Raw genomic sequence first — 16,182 nt, 5'->3', positions numbered from 1 at the left:
AATCCTGCCATCCGGGTACGACAGCGGACGGACCCGCTCAGGCGTTGTTGAGGTACTGGGTCACGAACGCGGCGATCGCGTCGGCGATGAGCTGCACCGCGATGGCGGCCAGCAGCAGACCGGCGATCCGGGTCAGCACCTCGATGCCGCCGGGGCGCAGCACCTTGACGATCCCGCCGGAGAAACGCAGCACCACCCAGACGGTGACCATCACCGCGACGATGGCGAGCCCGATGGCGAGGTAGTCGACGGCGCCGCCGGCCTGCTGCACGAACAGCATGGTCGCCACGATGGCGCCCGGCCCGGCCAGCAGCGGGGTGCCGAGCGGCACCAGCGCGATGTTGGAGGTGACCTGGTTGCTCGGGTCGTCCGCCTTGCCGGTCAGCAACTCCAGCGCGACCAGGATCAGCAGCAGGCCGCCCGCCGCCTGGAGGGCGGGCAGGTCGACGTGCAGGTACGCCAGGATCGTCTGCCCCGCCACCGCGAAGATCACGATGACCCCGAGCGCCAGCGCCACGGCCTGCCAGGCGGCCCGGTTCCGGTCGCGCGCGGGCAGCGGCCCGGTCAGCGCGAGGAAGATGGGCATCATTCCGGGCGGGTCGACGATCACCAGCAGGGTCACGAAGACCTCGCCGAAGAGCTTGAGATCCACGCGGACACGGTAGCCGTGCCGTCGGATCGCTTCAGCTCGAAGCGACAGGGGTCACCCCGCGGGCCTGCGCGACGATCCGCTCGTACGCCTCGGGGTCGGTGGTGTGCGCGCCGAGCCGGACCGTCTTGTGCGTGCCGTGGAAGTCGGACGAGCCGGTGACCAGCAGTCCCAGTTCGGCGGCGAGCCCGCGGACGTGCGCGCGCTCGGCCGGGTCGTGGTCCTCGTGGTCAGCCTCCAGCCCGGCCAGGCCGGCCGCCGCCAGGTCCGCGATCAGCTCGTCCGGCACGATCCGGCCGCGCCTGCTGGCCCTCGGGTGGGCGAAGACGGGCACGCCACCGGCCGCCCGCACCAGCGCCACCGCCTGGAACACCTCGATGTCGTCCTTCGGCAGCCGGTACCGCTCGCCGAGCCAGTCCGGCCCGAACGCCTCGGTGGTGGTGGTGACCAGACCGGCCCGGATCAGCGCCTGCGCGATGTGCGGGCGGCCGACGGTGCCGCCGCCCGCGCCGGCCAGGATCTCCGTCCAGCTCACCGGGATGCCGTCGGCCTGGAGCAGCCGGACGATGCGCTCGCCGCGTTCCTCGCGGGCCCGGCGGACCCGGGCCAGTTCCGCGGCCAGGTGCGGCTCGGCCGGGTCGAACAGGTACGCGAGGAGGTGCAGCGGGATCGCCGGTTCGGCGCCGAACCACCGGCAGGAGATCTCCGCGCCGCGGATCAGGGTGAGGCCGGGCGGCAGGGCGGCGACGGCGGGCGCCCAGCCGGCGGTGGTGTCGTGGTCGGTGAGTGCCACCACGTCGAGCCCGGCCTCGGCGGCGGCCCGGACCAGTTCGGCGGGCGTCAGGGTGCCGTCGCTGGCGGTGGAGTGGGTATGCAGGTCGATGCGGGCGGGGACGCTCACCCGCCCGACGCTACGCCCCGTCCGGCACCGTGGGGACGTCGGCCACCACCACCGGGCGGTCCTCCGGCGCCAGCCCTTCGACCTTCGAGGCCGTGGGCCGGTCACCGGCCAGCACCCGCTCGGGCTTGACCCGGACCAGCCCGCCGCTCGCGTCCACGTGCAGCGCCACGCCGCCCCGGGTCCAGGCCACGCCGCCGGCCAGCACCGGGCCGGCCGGGTGGGTGACCGGGCTGGCCGGGTCGGCCAGGTCCACCAGGAGGGCGGTGCGCGACGTGCCGTTCGCGAGCAGCCACCGGCCGTCGAAGGAGACGGCGCCGAGTCCGTCGGTAGCCAGCTTCAGGCCGCATCCGGTACGCACCGGGGCGAGGTCCCGGGCCGGGTCGAGCAGGGCCAGGCAGAGCTGCTGATCCCGGCCGGCGGCGACCAGGCCGACCACCCGGCCGTCGGGCCGGGTGCCGTAGACGGTGCGGACGGCCGGGTTCACCGGGCCCGGCTGTCCGCCCAGCGCGCGGTTCCAGACGCTCATCCCGCCGTCGCCGGGCTGCCGGATCAGCACGGTGTCGCCGGCGAAGCCGACCGGCACGGCGCCCTCCGGCGCGGCGATCCGGACCGGCGCGATGAGCTGGCCGGCGACCACACCGGCGGCGATCACGTCCGTGCCGTCCCGCCAGGCGACCTGGCGGCCGTCCGGGGAGATCGCCACCGCGTCCGCGGCTGCGAGCATGACCTGCGGCGCGGCGCCACCGACCGGCACCCACCAGAGGGTACGGCCGGCGACGGTGGCCGCCGAGGTGAGCAGCCAGCCCTCCTGCTCGTGGATCCGCTGCGCCCGTTCGACGCCGCTCACACCGGTCAGCTGCCGCCGTTCACCGCCGCTGGTGTCCAGCCGGTCACCGACGAGCAGGTCGAGTTCGGCGCGGACCGGCCCGAAGCGGGTGACCGAGGACGGCCCGGAGGGCGACGGGGACGGGAAGAGGACGGGCGGGTCGCCGAGCACCACTGTGGGCGTGCCGCCGTCGCCGCCCGGTGCGCTGAACTGGGCCACCCCGGTGGTGACGACAACGGTGGCGACCCCGGCCAGGGCCAGGCCGGTGAGCGTGCGCCGCCGGCCCGTGCGCCGCGCCCGGCGCAGGATCTCCCCGGCCGGGTCGGCGGGCAGCGGGCGGGACGTCTCGACGCGGCGGGACAGGGTCTCCCGCAGCGCCCGCTCCAGCTCGTCGTCGCTCACGGGGAATGGACGCTCCGGGCTGCCCGTCCGGTTGTCACAGTGCTGCCGGGTGCCGCTCATCGGCTCTTCGCCGCGATCGGGACGGCGGGGCGGACCGGAGTCGCGGGTGGGAGCGGTCGGGGCACCCGGGCGGCGGGCCGTCGCGCCGGGGCACGGGTCGGCTCGGCGCCCCGGGCCGGCGGGACGGACCGGCCGGCTGCGGCGGGCGAGGCAGGCGGGGTCGCGGCGGGCGCGTCGGCCGGCGTGGGCAGGCTCAGGGCCGCCTCGGAGCCGAGCCGGCGGCGCAACGTGTTCAGCGCACGGGAGGTCTGGCTCTTGACCGTGCCCGGGGAGATCTCCAGCAGCGCGGCTGTCTGCGCCTCGGACATGTCCTCGTAGAAGCGCAGCACCAGTACGGCGCGCTGCCGGGCCGGCAGCGCCTGGAGGTGCCGCCAGAGCGCGTCCCGGTCGAGTTGCTGCTCGATCTCGTCGACGCCGGCGCGCTCCGGCAGCACCTCGGTGGGGCGCTCGCCGTGCCAGCGGCGCCGCCACCAGCTGGTGGACGTGTTGACCATGACCCGGCGGGCGTACGGCTCGATGGCGTCGATCCCGCCGAGCCGCTTCCAGGCGAGGTAGGTCTTGGTCAGCGCGGTCTGGAGCAGATCCTCGGCGGTGGCCCAGTCACCGGCGAGCAGGTACGCGGTGCGCAGCAGTGCGCCGGACCGGGCCGCGACGAACTCGCGGAACTCCTCCTCCAGCGGATCTCTGCTCACCACCACACTCATCTCCCCCCGTCCTGCCTGGCAGAATGCCACGGCCTGCCCGGTCGGGTCGATGGCGGAAGGTGTGCAGTTCATCCGATGTTCGGACGAAAAGTTTCAGGCTCCGTCGTCGGCCTTGGCCTCGTCGGCTTCCTTGCCCAGCCGCGCCTCGACCGCCTGCGGCTCGTACATCTCCTCGACCACGCGCAGGTAGAGCTCGTTCGGGTTGGGCAGGTTCTTGATCACTCGGAGTGCCTGTTCCTGACCGGCGGACTCCAGCACGAACGTGCCGTAGTTGAGGGCGCGGCCGGTCGGGCTCTGCTCGTACTTCATGTCGGTGACCCGGGTGAGCGGCATCATCGCGACCTGCCGGGTGATGATCCCGTTGACCACCATCACCCGCTTGTTGGTCAGGATGAACCGGTCGTACCACCAGTCGGCGACCTTCCAGGCCACCCAGCCCATCACGGCGAACCAGAGCAGCACGGCGACGGTGGTCAACGCGCCGACGTCCCGCCCGGCGAGGAAGCCGGAGAGGTAGCCGAGCACGAACGTGGCCGCCACGCCGACGATGATCGGGGTGGTGAGGTGGATCCAGTGCCGCTTCCACTCGCCCCGGTAGCGCTCGGTGGGGAAGAGGTAACGCGCCACGAGCGAGCTGGGCTCGTCCTCCAGCGGCAGCACCCGGCGGGGTGCCATGCCGGAGGCGTCGGACCGCAGCCCGGCCAACTCGTCCTCGGAGATCGGCTGGTCCGGGAAGCCGTCCGGGTCACGCGCCCAGGCCCGGCCGGACCGCCCCTCACCGGTGTAGGCGCTGCCGTAACCGGCGTCGTCCGCGTCCGTGTACGGGCCGGGACCGTAACCGGCCGGGTCGTCCGGGTCGATCCGGGGGATCGGCTCGGTGTCGCGCTCCCGGCGTGCCCGGTCGGGGTCGTCCGGGTCGAAGGGTGGACCGGAGGGGCTTCCCATGGGCGGCTAGGCGACGAGGTTGGTGAAGAAGTCGCCGAAGCCCTGCGCGATGTCCATGATGCCGCCGCCGAGAGACTTGAAGACGTCGGCGGCGGAGTTGGGCCGGTACGCAACAAAGAAGATCAAGAATGCGATGCCGGCCCAGGTGAGGACCTTCTTGACCATAGCGGGCCATCCTCTCGCGCGGCGCCGGGTCCGTTTACCGCAGCGGCACCCAGAGTATCAGCATGGTGTCTTACCGTGAATATCTGCGTCCGCTCTCCGACTAGCCGTGGCGAGCCGGTCAGGCCCGCCCGTGCAGGTACGGAGATGGTGCGCCGTACACGAGTTCGGGCGGTGTCCACTCGGTGAGGTCGTGCAGCACGACTTCTTCCGCGAGGAGGTGACCCGCACTCGCCGGCCAGGCTATCGCATGGAGCCACATTCCCCGAGCCTCGCCGGCGTACGCGCTTCGATCCGTTTCGGAGCGAACGAGCCACAGTGGAGTCGGATTGCCGCCCACCCGGATCTTCGCGTGCGGCAGGCGCTCGGGATGACCAGGGCCGGGATCGGTGAGCGCCTCCTCCACCTGTGGGCCGGGGTCGGGTCCGGGCAGTCCCGCGAAGCGGGAACCGAGACCGACGCCGGGTTCCTCGGCGACGAAGATCAGGTCGGCCGGGCCACCGTCCAGGGGGGCCGGACCGGCGCAGGCGACGAGCGTGGCCCGTACGCCCGCGCGGTCGTCGCCCGCCCACGCCACGCCGGTGAGCGTCCAGCCCGGCGGGAGCGGCCACGGGCACCACAGCGGCATCCGGAGCCGGCCTGCCGGGTCGGGGTCGGCGGCCATCCGCTCCACCACGCTGGCCATGATCTCGGCACTGATGTGCTCCGGCACGTGCAGCGGCGCGACCGGGCCGCAGCGCACGCACCGGTGCTCGGCGTGCATCAGATCCGGCTCGCGCACCGGGCCCGCGCACTTCGGACAACTCACCGCGACAGTCACACCCTCACCGTCACTCCGGACCCGCGAGGCGTCAAGCGGGGCGGGCCGACGAACGTGGGATTTCCGTCCGGCGGTGGACCCACGCGGCGTTCAGTCCGGCGGCGGCCCGGCGTACGACCGGATCCAGGCGTGCATGGCGATGCCGCTGGCCACGCCCGCGTTGATGGACCGGGTCGAGCCGTACTGGGCGATCGAGAACAGCGCCTCGCACGCCGACCGGGCCACCGCCGACAGACCGGGCCCCTCCTGGCCGAACAGGAGCACGCAGCGGCGCGGCAGCACCGCGGTCTCCATCGGCCGGGAGCCGGGCAGGTTGTCGATCCCGACCACCGGCAACCGCTCGTCGCGCGCCCACGCGACGAACTCCTCGATCGTCGGGTGGTGCCGGACGTGCTGGTAGCGGTCGGTCACCATGGCACCCCGCCGGTTCCACCGCCGCCGCCCGACGATGTGCACCTCGGCGGCGAGGAAGGCGTTGGCGTTGCGGACCACGGTGCCGATGTTGAAGTCGTGCTGCCAGTTCTCGATCGCCACGTGGAAGTCGTGCCGGCGCCGGTCCAGGTCGGCCACCACCGCCTCGCGCCGCCAGTAGCGATAGCGGTCCACCACGTTGCGCCGGTCCCCGGCGGTGAGCAGCTCCGGGTCGTAGCGCGGGTCGTCCGGCGGGTCACCGGGCCACGGCCCCACACCCACGTCGAGCTGGTCGTCGGTCACGGTTGCCGAGGGTACGGCCCGGCGGCGTCCCCGGTCAGCGCAGGTCGAGCGCGCCGCCCAGCCGGTCGAGGAAGCGATTGTCGGCGGGGCTCGGCGCGGTCTGCCCGGCCCGGCACACCCGGGCGGCGACCGACTCCACCCACTGCCGGTACGCCGCCGAGTCGGCCGGGTCGGCACGGCGGCGCAGCACCCGTACCGCGGCCCGGGCGGCGGCCAGCAGGTCGACCAGGTCGGTGAGGCGCTCGTCCCGCTCGGTGGTCCCGTCGTGGCGGGCGTAGATGGCGGCCACCACGGCGCGGACGAGATCGCTGTCGAAGGCCCGGCCGGCGGCCACCGCGTCCAGGCCGGCCAGACCGGCGGCGACGCCACGCGGCGGGCGCCCGGGTCCGGGTGAGGCGGCGGCGACGAGGACGCGGCCCGGCAGGTCGGTCAGCAGGTCCCACTCCGCCGCCGAGTAGGCGGCGGTGGTGAGCGGTGCGGCACGGCGACCGGCGGAAGGCGGCTCTCCGGCTACGGAGTGGCTCATGGGAACCTCCAGCCCGAGCATATGCCCCCGGACGAGGTCCGGGCCCCGTCCCCGCCGAACGGAGAACGAGGCCCGGTGGCCGGACGGACGCGAGGTCAGCGCGGCTCGGGGAAGCTGGGACGCTCCGGGTCGACGCCGTCCGGGACGGCGGCGGCCGCGTACTCCTTCTTGGGGACCATGACCTTGCGGCGGAACACACAGACGAGCGTGCCGTCCTGGTTGTAGCCGCGGGTCTCGACCGCGACCACGCCGCGGTCGGGCTTCGAGGCCGACTCCCGCTTGTCCAGCACCGTCGTCTCGCCGTAGATGGTGTCGCCGTGGAACGTCGGTGCGACGTGCCGCAGCGACTCGATCTCCAGGTTGGCGATCGCCTTGCCGCTGACGTCCGGCACGGACATGCCCAGCAGCAGCGAGTAGATGTAGTTGCCGACCACCACGTTGCGCTTGAACTGCGAGGCGGACTCGGCGTAGTGCGCGTCCATGTGCAGCGGGTGGTGGTTCATGGTGAGCAGGCAGAAGAGGTGGTCGTCGTACTCGGTGACCGTCTTGCCCGGCCAGTGCCGGTAGACCGCGCCGACCTCGAACTCCTCGTAGTAGCGGCCGAACTGCATCCTTGTCCCCTTCACGGGCGGCGATGGAGTTCGGCACAGCATGCCTTATCGCTTGTTAAGGCGAGGGGCGGGGCGCTCGCCCGGCGGAAATGTCACACCGGGGGCCACCGAGGTCCGGACGCAATGAGCGGCGGGGCCCTCCCCGGCACCCGCCGCCCACGCTCTGATGCGAAGAATTCTGCCGTACGACCACCCGTCGCCGACAGAGACGGAGGTCACATTTACCTTTTCGTAACACTACTCAAAGTAACCGACACGAGGTCGATAAGCGATCTCCGCAGGCCGGATAGATGCTCGTCAAGCCCGAAGTTACCGAGACGTAGCGGAAACTGAGAGTGATCTCCTTGGAAACGCTCCCATCACGTCCCGTCACGCAAGTGCGGCGTGCATTTGCGTTCCGCACGAACGGAGCCAACAGATGGTGTTCGATGTGCTCAGGGTCACCGTCCCGGCGCTCAGCGTTTCGTCACCCCCGCGGCGGGAATTCGGACGGACTGACCCTGGTTCCACCGGACGTACGACAATCCGCGGTGATCGGAGAGAGCAAATGGCAACGGTTGAGCTGACCACGGCCAACTTTGACGAGGTGACCGGGCGCGACGGGATCGTCCTGCTCGACTTCTGGGCGGACTGGTGCGGCCCGTGCAAGCGCTTCGCCCCGGTCTACGAGCGCTCCTCGGAGAAGCACCCGGACATCGCCTTCGGCAAGGTCGACACCGAGGCGCAGCAGGAGCTGGCGGCGAAGTTCAACATCAGCTCCATCCCGACGATCATGGCGATCCGTGACGGCGTGATCGTCTTCGCCCAGCCGGGCGCGCTGCCGGAGTCGGCGCTGGAGAACCTCATCGAGCAGGTCCAGGCGCTGGACATGGACGACGTCCGCAAGAAGCTGGCCGAGCACAACCACTGACGTTCCACGACAGCACGAGAAAGGCCGGACCCGATTGGGCCCGGCCTTTCTCGTGCCCCGAGCGGCACCGTCTTCCAGTCGCGCCCTTTACGGGAACTGGATGGGTACGGACGGGAAGAGCTTTGAGGCCTGACTGTGCACGCACTCCACAAGCACTGTGAACCTCTTCTGCGGCACAGACTCAATCAGGTCGTTCGGGCCCTTCTCCAACCCGGTAACAGGGACGTCCCTTTCTTTGAGGCACGTCCGCACCGCCTTCATCAGCTCTGGCGCCATATATTGGGGATTACTTTTCTGGTAGCCGATGCGCACTGCGTCAAGATGATCCGCCTGGCATTTCTGCGCAAACTCAAGGGCCTTCACAGTCGGCATTACTGGCGACTTGTACAAGAGGATCATCTCGTCGTTTCCGACCGGGTCCCAACCGTAGTTCTTTTGTTTGACGTTGGACTTCGCGACGCAGGCTTCCGTTCTACGGACCGCCGCCTCGTAATCCTGCCTTGTAACCGGCGCAGGAGTCGTTCCCGCGCTTGGCGGGGCCGATGACGCCCTGGATGCGGTCGGCGCTCTGCGCTGCTCCTCGGCCCCTGTCGTGGAGCAGCCCGTCAGCACGAACAACAGCACGCAGACGGCGACTCTGGCCAACTTTCCCAAGATTCAGGCTCCACCTTCCCGAAGAAGCAACGGCCCAGGTCAGTCCAGAGCCCCATGCCTGTCGCGCCGATCGATCCAGGCCCGAGAGGAAGCCTGGGCCTGGATCGATCGATGGAAGAGCCCTAGCCCAGGCCACCACGCAGCGAAACCAGCAACTCGACTTGGCGTCCCAGGAAGAAGATCAACAGTACGTGAGGTGACTCAGCTCCCAGGACTCATTCTCCTGCGTCTTGTGATACACCTGGTACATCTTCGTCCCGCTCAACGAAGTGTAGCCATTCGAGGAATGGACGATCTGGCCCCCGTCATCACACGAGATGACCCAAAGCCAGGGGTGGCCGCTGCACCCTCCGGAGTCCCTCTGCGTCCACGCGTAGGTGTGGTTGCTGACGACTCCTCCGGAATACTTGCAGCCATTTCGGGTCTTCGACCACTTGGCATCGTGGGCTTGCGCGGGTGCCGCGGCGAAGGTGCCGGCCAGGCCCGCGAGCGCCAAGGCAAGAATGCCACTCCGAATAATCAGCTTTGCCTTTGCCATATTTACCCCCGTCTTGTCAAGGCATATAGCCGCCTGCAATACGCCAATGGTGGTCGAAACTTCCGACGGCCCCAATCCTCGCGCACATCACATAGAAGGGCAAGAGTTTAACGATGGATTGGGCGCTGACCCCGGGAGTGCGAGCGAAACCACGCGCCCCATGCCCGGTGGACACCCGAGCCTGGGGCCCCACTTGCCACCACGTCGTACACGTGTTCGAATACCTCCATGCGCTGGGACAACCTCTCCGCTCCCCCGGACGAGGGGACTCCCGATCGGGCGGCGCCGGCGGCTCCACCCCTGCCGCTGGCGCTGCCCGGCGCCGTCGCCCGCACGTTCGACACCCCGGGCTTCGCCGGCATGACCTTCTACGAGGTCCACGCCAAGTCGATCATCAACCGGGTGCCCGGCCAGTCACGCGTGCCGTTCGAGTGGACCATCAACCCCTACCGGGGCTGCTCGCACGCCTGCGTCTACTGCCTGGGCGGCGACACACCGATCCTGATGGCCGACGGCCGCACCAGGGCGATCAGCGAGCTGGAGCCCGGCGACCGCATCTACGGCACCCGGCGGCGCGGCGCCTACCGCCACTACGTCGTCACCACGGTGCTCGACAAGTGGTCAACGGTGAAGCGGGCCCACCGGATCACACTGGCCGACGGCACCACGCTCGTCGCCAGCGGCGACCACCGGTTCCTCACCGAACGCGGCTGGAAGCACGTCACCGGGACCATGCGCGGCGGCGGACGCCGTCCGCACCTGACCACCCGTAACCGCCTGCTCGGCACCGGCGGGTTCGTGGTGGCGCCGAAGCGCTCGGCCGACTACCGCCGGGGCTACCTGCACGCCCTGGTCCGCGACGACCACCCCGCCGGCCACCGGCGCGACACCCGGTTCCGGCTGGCCACCGCCGAGGCGGAGGCGCTCGACCGGGCCGAGCGCTACCTGACCGACGCGGGCGTCACCGTCGAGCGGGCCACGACCGCCCGGGTGGGCCGCCGGGCGACGACCACTGTGGTACGCACTGCCGGCCCGGCCGACGTCGTCACCGGGCTGTTCGAGCCGATCGACGAGACGACGGACGACTGGGCGCTGGGCTACCTGGCCGGCATGTTCGACGCCGTGGGCACCTGCCACCGGGGCGTGTTCCGGATCAGCGTCGCCGACGACGAGAGCCAGGCCCGCGCGGCCGGCGCGCTGGACCGGTTCGGCTTCCGGTGGGCGCTCGACGTGCCCGGCGCACCGGGAGCGGCGCGGCAGCTCCGGCTGACCGGCGGGCTGCCGGAGCGGCTGCGCTTCTTCCACCTCACCGACCCGGCCGTCACCGCCCGGCGCTCGATCGAGGGCATGGCGCTCAAGTGCGCGGCGCAGCTCCAGGTGACAGCCGTCGAGGACCTCGGCCTGGAGCTTCCGCTGTGGGACATCACCACCGGCACCGGCGACTTCATCGCCAACGGCGTGGTCAGCCACAACTGCTTCGCCCGCAACACCCACACCTACCTCGACCTGGACCCGGGCGCCGACTTCGACCGCAAGGTGATCGTCAAGGTCAACGCCGGTGAGCTGGTCCGCCGCGAACTGGCCGCGCCTCGCTGGCGCGGCGCGCACGTCGCCATGGGCACCAACGTGGACTGTTACCAGCGGGCCGAGGGCCGCTACGGCCTGATGCCGCCGATCATCGAGGCGCTGCGGGACTTCGCGAACCCGTTCTCCATCCTGACGAAGGGCACGCTGCTGCTGCGCGACCTGCCCCTGTTGCGCCAGGCGGCCGAGGTGACACGGGTCGGGCTGTCGTACTCGGTGGGGTTCGTCGACGAGGCGCTCTGGCGGGCGGCCGAGCCTGGTACGCCGAGCCCGCGCCGCCGCCTCGACGCGGTCCGCACCCTCACCGACGCCGGCTTCTCCGTCGGCGTGCTGATGGCGCCGATCCTGCCCGGCCTCAGCGACGACGAGGAGTCCATCGACGCCACTGTCGCGGCGATCGCCGCCTCCGGGGCGGCGAGCGTGACGCCGCTGCCGCTGCACCTGCGGCCCGGTGCCCGGGAGTGGTACGCCCGCTGGCTCGCCCGGGAGTTCCCCCACCTGGTGCCCCGTTATCGGCAGCTCTACCAGGCCGGCTCGTACGCGCCGCAGGCGTACCAGCGGGAGGTGACAGCGCGGGTGCGGATGGCGGCACGCCGACACGGGCTGAACCGCGGCGAGACCGGCGACAATCGCCGGCTGCCCGAGACCCCGCCGCCCGCACCGGCCGCCGAACAGCTCTCCCTGCTCTAGCTCCTGGGCGCGCTGCCCATTCGGTTCGATCGGCCGACCCGGTACGGGTGGAACGCCTTGATCGCCCTCCGGATCGGGCCATGCCTTGCCGCCCCCCGGTGCGGGTGCGCCTCGGGGGACGGCAGGCCGGTCGACGTGCCACCACAAGCGCGATGTGACGCCGTCGCTAGTAGATGGCCACCGGCGAGTCGGGGTAAAGCTGAGAAACCGCCTGCCTGACGCAAGCGCGAATGTCCTGGCGCCGATCTTCGCCGAGTTCAGCGTCGAGGTCCGGGATGCCCACCGCTCGATCACTGACTGCCAGATTCTTGTTCCTCAGGCACTCCTTGACGACAAGCATGAGTTCGGGCTTCATGCGGGGAGGATTACTCTTGGCGAACTGGTCCTCAACTCGCCCGAGCCAGGCCCCATGACATTCGTCACCAATGGCCCCAACCTCATCGTCAGACAGTTCTGGGTTCCGGTACCACATGGTCATCACTTGTTGATTCACCGGGTTCCAGCCCTTGTTGACGAGCTGCACATCATGCGCTTGAAGACATTTGCCCAAGAACTCGGTTGCTTTTTCGTAGTCCGCTCGGCTTATCACTCCATCGCCAAGCAGAGCTTCCTGGGCAGCGGCACCGTCCGCCCGCTCCTTCTCGGTGAGGTGTTGATCGGAACTGCCGGCTGCAGTGCCTCCGCCTCGGTCAGCGGGCGGAGAAGCACTGCAGCCGAACAGCCCACCGATCAGCAACGCAGCGATTGAGACGCGCAGCTGTCCGGCATGGGACATCCGCATGAGCTAGTGGTTGATCTTCTTCGAGCCGCAGGTCTCGCAGCTCTTGTGCTCACTCCACACGATGCCGTTGTTGCCGGGGGCGTAGAACTCGACCTTGGACGCATCGTGCGACCAGCTGCTGACGTTGCCGGCCCAGTTGACACGAAGCCAGGCGTGTCCGCTGCAGCTCCCGCTGCCCTTCCAGGTCTTCGCGTAGCCATGGCTGCTCTGCCCGGCGTAGCTGCATCCCGAGCGGCTGAGGTCGACAGTGGACGTGTGCGCCTGAGCGGCCGAAGGGACCATCAGGGCACCCGCCGCCGTCGCCAGGGCGACGGCCGACAGCCCACCGAGCAGGCCGCGACGCTTACTGGTTGCGAGGTTACTACTCATCTGCACTCTCCCCGTGTTGAGAACACCTGCATAGAACCAGACAGCAATCATCGACATATCCAATGATCGAACGATTGGATATCCCGGCCAGGTGATCAATGAAAGCTGAAATCGACAATACCCTAAGCCACTCCCATCTATTTGTGATCCACATCACATCAGTCGGGGGCATGGTGACTACAGAAAGCCCTTACCATGCCGTTCGCCATTGTCAGAAAAATCGTTATCGGCCGCATCTGCACTGCGGGGAAAGCTGATTGTCAATCGCCTACCGGACAGAAATACCTGTCATCGCCGCGCCGGGCGGATAGTCTCGTGTGATGCGTTCCCCCATGCAGATCCTCGCCGACTCCGCCGTGATCGCCGTCGTGGGCGCCTCCCGTGATCCGGGCAAGGCCGCGCACCGCGTACCGCTGGAGATGCAGCGGCACGGGTGGCGGATCATCCCGGTCAACCCGACTGTGGACGAGCTGTTCGGCGAGAAGGCGTACCCGGCGCTCGCCGACATCCCGCACCCGGTCGACCTGGTCGACGTGTTCCGCCCGGCACGCGACGCGGTCGACGTGGTGCGGCAGGCGGTGGCGATCGGCGCCCCGGCGGTGTGGTTGCAGCTCGGGATCTTCTCGGACGAGGCGCGCCGGATCGCCGAGGAGGCCGGCCTCGACTACGTCGAGGACAAGTGCCTCATCGTCGAGCGGGCCGCCGCCGGCCTGACCCGTCGCGGCTGACGGCGCCGGGCGGGGGTTCGGGCCCGAAGATCAGGTCGAGCTGGGCGTCGAGCGCGGCCAACGCGGTCTCCGGGGGGTAGTGACCGCCGAGCACGTAGATGCCGAGACCCTCCATCACCGCGAGCAGCCCGACCGCGGCCCGTTCCGGGTCCACCCGGCCGTCCGCGACGAACGGTGAGCCGGTGGCGATCTGCCCGGCCACGAAGGCCAGCAGCGCGGCCGTCTCGTCGTGCAGCGCGGCGGCCACGGCCGGCCGGACGGCGGTGTACGCGAGGAACGCCAGGGCCACCCGTCCGTCCGCCTGCCGGTCCTCGTCCAGCGGCAGCAGCTCGGCCAGCATGGCCCGCAGCAGCGCCCGGGGCGCCGGCGTCGCGCCGAGCGGCTCGACCGCCCTCCGGACCCGGGCCTCGTTGCGCTCGCGCACCACGGCGAGCGCGAAGACCATCATCTCGTCCCGGGTGCGGAAGTAGTGCTGCACCATCCCGGGGCTGACCTCGGCGGCCGCGGCCACGTGGCGCAGGCTGACCGCCTCCAGGCCCTGTTCGGCCGCGACCCGCATCAGCGCATCGGCGATCAGCGCGCGACGCTCCCGGTGGTCGACCCGCTTCGGCATGTCCCCATGGTTTCACAATACGACTGCATTGACACCCCGCCGACACGCGTTTTACATTGCAGTTGTATTGAAAAAGAGGGGGTGCGGTCATGGGACGGGCGATCCGGCTGGCGCGGCGTGCGGTGGCGTACGAGTGGGGCATGTGGCGCAGCCTCACCCGGTGGATCCTGCGCCGCCCGTATCCGGTCGCCCCGGGCGCGGGGACGTACGCCTACGTCGGCGGCGTGCAGCCGATCCTGCTGGCCTTCATCGCCCTGTCCACGATCGAGATCCCGATCCTCGACGTGATCCTGCGGCACACCGTCGACCAGCCGACAGTGCGGCACGCGGCGATCGCGCTCGGCGTCTGGGGTGTGCTGTGGATGATCGGGCTGCTGGCCGCCCTCCGGATCCATCCGCACGTCGTCGACGACGCCGGCCTGCGGGTGCGCAACGGCACCTCGGTCGACGTCACGATCCCGTGGAGCGCGGTCGCCCGGGTGGCGGTCCGCCGCCGGTCGCTGCCGTCCAGCCGGGCCGTCCAGTACGACGCGGACGACCCGGCGGTGCTCAACCTCGGCGTCGGCAGCCAGACGGCGGTCGACGTGGTGCTGCGCGAGCCGCTGTCGGTACGGCTACCGAAGGGGCCGAGCGAGCCGGTACGGGAGATCCGGCTGTACGCCGACGACCCGACGGCGCTGGCCGAGCACGCGCGGCGGCACCTGCCCGCCGCCGAGCAGGCAGCGCGCCGGCCCGAGCGGTGAGCCGGGCCCTTACTGCTTGTACTGCTTGAGCAGACCGCGCGAGATGATCGTCTTCTGGATCTCCGAGGTGCCCTCGCCGATCAGCAGGAACGGCGCCTCGCGCATCAGGCGCTCGATCTCGTACTCCTTGGAGTAGCCGTAGCCGCCGTGGATCCGGAACGCCTCCTGGACCACCTCGGCGCAGTACTCGGACGCGAGCAGCTTCGCCATGCCCGCCTCGACGTCGTTGCGCTGGCCGGCGTCCTTGAGCCGGGCCGCGTTGACCATGAGCGCGTGCGCGGCCTCGATCTTCGTACCCATCTCGGCGAGCTTGAACGCGACGGCCTGGTGCCTGGCGAGCGGCTGGCCGAAGGTGTGGCGCTGCTGGGCGTACGCGACCGCCAGCTCGAACGCCCGGATCGAGATGCCGCAGGCGCGGGCCGCGACGTTGACGCGGCCGACCTCGATGCCGTCCATCATCTGGTAGAAGCCGCGGCCGACCTTCTCCTCGCCGCCGAGCACGGCGGAGGCGGGCACCGTGACGCCGTCGAGCACCATCTCGGTGGTCTCGACGCCCTTGTAGCCCATCTTGTCGATCTTGCCGGGGATGGTGAGGCCGGGCGCGGTCTCGCCGAAGCCGGGCTCCTTCTCCAGCAGGAAGGTGCTCATGTTGCCGTAGACCGAGTCGGCCCCGGTGTCGGTCTTGACCAGGGTGGCCACCACCGACGAGTACGCCCCGTTGGTCAGCCACATCTTCTGGCCGTTGAGGACGTAGTTGTCGCCGTCGCGGACGGCCTTCGACTTGATCGCCGAGACGTCCGAGCCGCACTCGGGCTCCGACATCGAGAACGCGCCCCGCACCTCGCCGGTGGCCATCCGGGGCAGCAGCCGGGCCTTCTGGTCGGCCGAGCCGTGCTGCGAGATCAGGTACGCCACGATGAAGTGGGTGTTGACGATGCCGGAGATCGACATCCAGCCCCGGGACAGCTCCTCGACCACGAGCGCGTAGGTCAGCAGGGACTCTCCCAGGCCGCCGTACTCCTCGTCGATGGTGAGGCCGAACAGCCCCATCTCGCGCATCCCGTCGAGGATGTCGCTCGGGTACTCGTCGGCGTGCTCCAGCCGCTGCGCGTGCGGGATGATCTCCTTGTCGGCGAACTCCCGGACGGTTTCCAGGATCGACCGCTGCACGTCGGTCAGTCCGGGTGTCTGGGCGAGTCGGGCCATCTCAGCCTCCGGGGTCGGCGCCTTACTCATGGGTAACTGAACGCTC

Annotated in this window: 19 protein-coding genes; 4 read left to right on the top strand and 15 right to left on the bottom strand. The window is 70.3% G+C overall.

Annotation, left to right across the window (positions count from 1 at the left end; genetic code table 11):
- Positions 1–37: 37 nt before the first annotated feature.
- From MICAU_RS03480 to MICAU_RS03440, 10 genes are all read right to left on the bottom strand, one after another.
- The gene (locus MICAU_RS03480) at positions 38–652 is read right to left on the bottom strand and encodes a MarC family protein (RefSeq protein WP_013283903.1); all 615 of its coding nucleotides are present in this window, start codon (positions 650–652) and stop codon (positions 38–40) included.
- Positions 653–683: 31 nt separating this feature from the next.
- The gene (locus MICAU_RS03475; RefSeq protein ID WP_013283902.1) at positions 684–1,550 is read right to left on the bottom strand and encodes a PHP domain-containing protein; all 867 of its coding nucleotides are present in this window, start codon (positions 1,548–1,550) and stop codon (positions 684–686) included.
- 10 nt (positions 1,551–1,560) lie between these two features.
- Positions 1,561–2,778 carry a hypothetical protein gene (locus MICAU_RS03470; RefSeq protein WP_244879718.1) on the bottom strand — a complete coding sequence of 406 codons (1,218 nt, stop codon included), beginning with the start codon at positions 2,776–2,778 and terminating at the stop codon, positions 1,561–1,563.
- 56 nt (positions 2,779–2,834) lie between these two features.
- Entirely contained in the window at positions 2,835–3,542 is a 708-nt protein-coding gene (locus MICAU_RS03465; protein WP_013283900.1) for a SigE family RNA polymerase sigma factor, read from the bottom strand.
- A 93-nt stretch (positions 3,543–3,635) separates the two neighbouring features.
- A complete protein-coding gene (locus MICAU_RS03460) occupies positions 3,636–4,487 on the bottom strand; it encodes a PH domain-containing protein (protein ID WP_013283899.1) in 852 nt (283 codons plus the stop codon).
- Positions 4,488–4,493: 6 nt separating this feature from the next.
- On the bottom strand, positions 4,494–4,652 hold the full coding sequence (locus tag MICAU_RS32625) for a hypothetical protein (RefSeq protein ID WP_013283898.1): 159 nt from the start codon (positions 4,650–4,652) through the stop codon (positions 4,494–4,496).
- Between the two features lie 118 nt (positions 4,653–4,770).
- Positions 4,771–5,457, bottom strand: a complete 687-nt coding sequence (locus MICAU_RS03455) for a DUF6758 family protein (protein WP_342341502.1) — start codon at positions 5,455–5,457, stop codon at positions 4,771–4,773.
- Between the two features lie 102 nt (positions 5,458–5,559).
- On the bottom strand, positions 5,560–6,183 hold the full coding sequence (locus MICAU_RS03450) for a TrmH family RNA methyltransferase (RefSeq protein WP_013283896.1): 624 nt from the start codon (positions 6,181–6,183) through the stop codon (positions 5,560–5,562).
- Between the two features lie 34 nt (positions 6,184–6,217).
- Positions 6,218–6,709: a hypothetical protein gene (locus MICAU_RS03445; RefSeq protein ID WP_013283895.1), complete on the bottom strand. Its 492-nt coding sequence runs from the start codon at positions 6,707–6,709 to the stop codon at positions 6,218–6,220.
- A 95-nt stretch (positions 6,710–6,804) separates the two neighbouring features.
- Positions 6,805–7,320, bottom strand: coding sequence for a MaoC family dehydratase (locus tag MICAU_RS03440; protein WP_013283894.1), 516 nt, complete (start codon positions 7,318–7,320; stop codon positions 6,805–6,807).
- Between the two features lie 547 nt (positions 7,321–7,867).
- Between MICAU_RS03440 and trxA the strand changes: the two genes are divergently transcribed.
- Positions 7,868–8,230 carry a thioredoxin gene (gene trxA / locus MICAU_RS03435; RefSeq protein ID WP_013283893.1) on the top strand — a complete coding sequence of 121 codons (363 nt, stop codon included), beginning with the start codon at positions 7,868–7,870 and terminating at the stop codon, positions 8,228–8,230.
- A gap of 87 nt (positions 8,231–8,317) precedes the next feature.
- On the opposite strand, the gene MICAU_RS32340 is transcribed toward trxA, so the two are convergent.
- Entirely contained in the window at positions 8,318–8,854 is a 537-nt protein-coding gene (locus tag MICAU_RS32340; RefSeq protein WP_157547396.1) for a hypothetical protein, read from the bottom strand.
- 796 nt (positions 8,855–9,650) lie between these two features.
- Here MICAU_RS32340 and MICAU_RS03420 point away from each other — a divergent pair.
- Positions 9,651–11,696, top strand: coding sequence for an intein-containing Rv2578c family radical SAM protein (locus MICAU_RS03420; protein WP_013283890.1), 2,046 nt, complete (start codon positions 9,651–9,653; stop codon positions 11,694–11,696).
- A 166-nt stretch (positions 11,697–11,862) separates the two neighbouring features.
- Here MICAU_RS03420 and MICAU_RS32335 read toward each other — a convergent pair whose 3' ends face one another.
- Both MICAU_RS32335 and MICAU_RS03410 read right to left on the bottom strand, forming a co-directional pair.
- Positions 11,863–12,477 carry a hypothetical protein gene (locus tag MICAU_RS32335; protein ID WP_151012777.1) on the bottom strand — a complete coding sequence of 205 codons (615 nt, stop codon included), beginning with the start codon at positions 12,475–12,477 and terminating at the stop codon, positions 11,863–11,865.
- A gap of 3 nt (positions 12,478–12,480) precedes the next feature.
- On the bottom strand, positions 12,481–12,846 hold the full coding sequence (locus tag MICAU_RS03410; RefSeq protein ID WP_013283889.1) for a hypothetical protein: 366 nt from the start codon (positions 12,844–12,846) through the stop codon (positions 12,481–12,483).
- A 320-nt stretch (positions 12,847–13,166) separates the two neighbouring features.
- Between MICAU_RS03410 and MICAU_RS03405 the strand changes: the two genes are divergently transcribed.
- Entirely contained in the window at positions 13,167–13,574 is a 408-nt protein-coding gene (locus MICAU_RS03405; RefSeq protein ID WP_013283888.1) for a CoA-binding protein, read from the top strand.
- Here MICAU_RS03405 and MICAU_RS03400 read toward each other — a convergent pair.
- Positions 13,531–14,187: a TetR/AcrR family transcriptional regulator gene (locus MICAU_RS03400; RefSeq protein WP_013283887.1), complete on the bottom strand. Its 657-nt coding sequence runs from the start codon at positions 14,185–14,187 to the stop codon at positions 13,531–13,533. The two genes, MICAU_RS03405 and MICAU_RS03400, sit on opposite strands and share 44 nt — an antisense overlap.
- 89 nt (positions 14,188–14,276) lie before the next feature.
- On the opposite strand from MICAU_RS03400, the gene MICAU_RS03395 reads away from it, so the two are divergent.
- A complete protein-coding gene (locus tag MICAU_RS03395; protein WP_013283886.1) occupies positions 14,277–14,930 on the top strand; it encodes a PH domain-containing protein in 654 nt (217 codons plus the stop codon).
- A 9-nt stretch (positions 14,931–14,939) separates the two neighbouring features.
- Here the strand turns inward: MICAU_RS03395 and MICAU_RS03390 are convergent, their stop codons facing one another.
- Entirely contained in the window at positions 14,940–16,136 is a 1,197-nt protein-coding gene (locus MICAU_RS03390) for an acyl-CoA dehydrogenase family protein (RefSeq protein ID WP_013283885.1), read from the bottom strand.
- Positions 16,137–16,182: the final 46 nt, after the last annotated feature.

This window comes from Micromonospora aurantiaca ATCC 27029 (assembly GCF_000145235.1).
GTDB classification, from domain to species: domain Bacteria; phylum Actinomycetota; class Actinomycetes; order Mycobacteriales; family Micromonosporaceae; genus Micromonospora; species Micromonospora aurantiaca.
The sequence above is the reverse complement of the archived record's forward strand: the minus strand, read 5'-3'. Positions and strand labels throughout refer to the sequence as shown.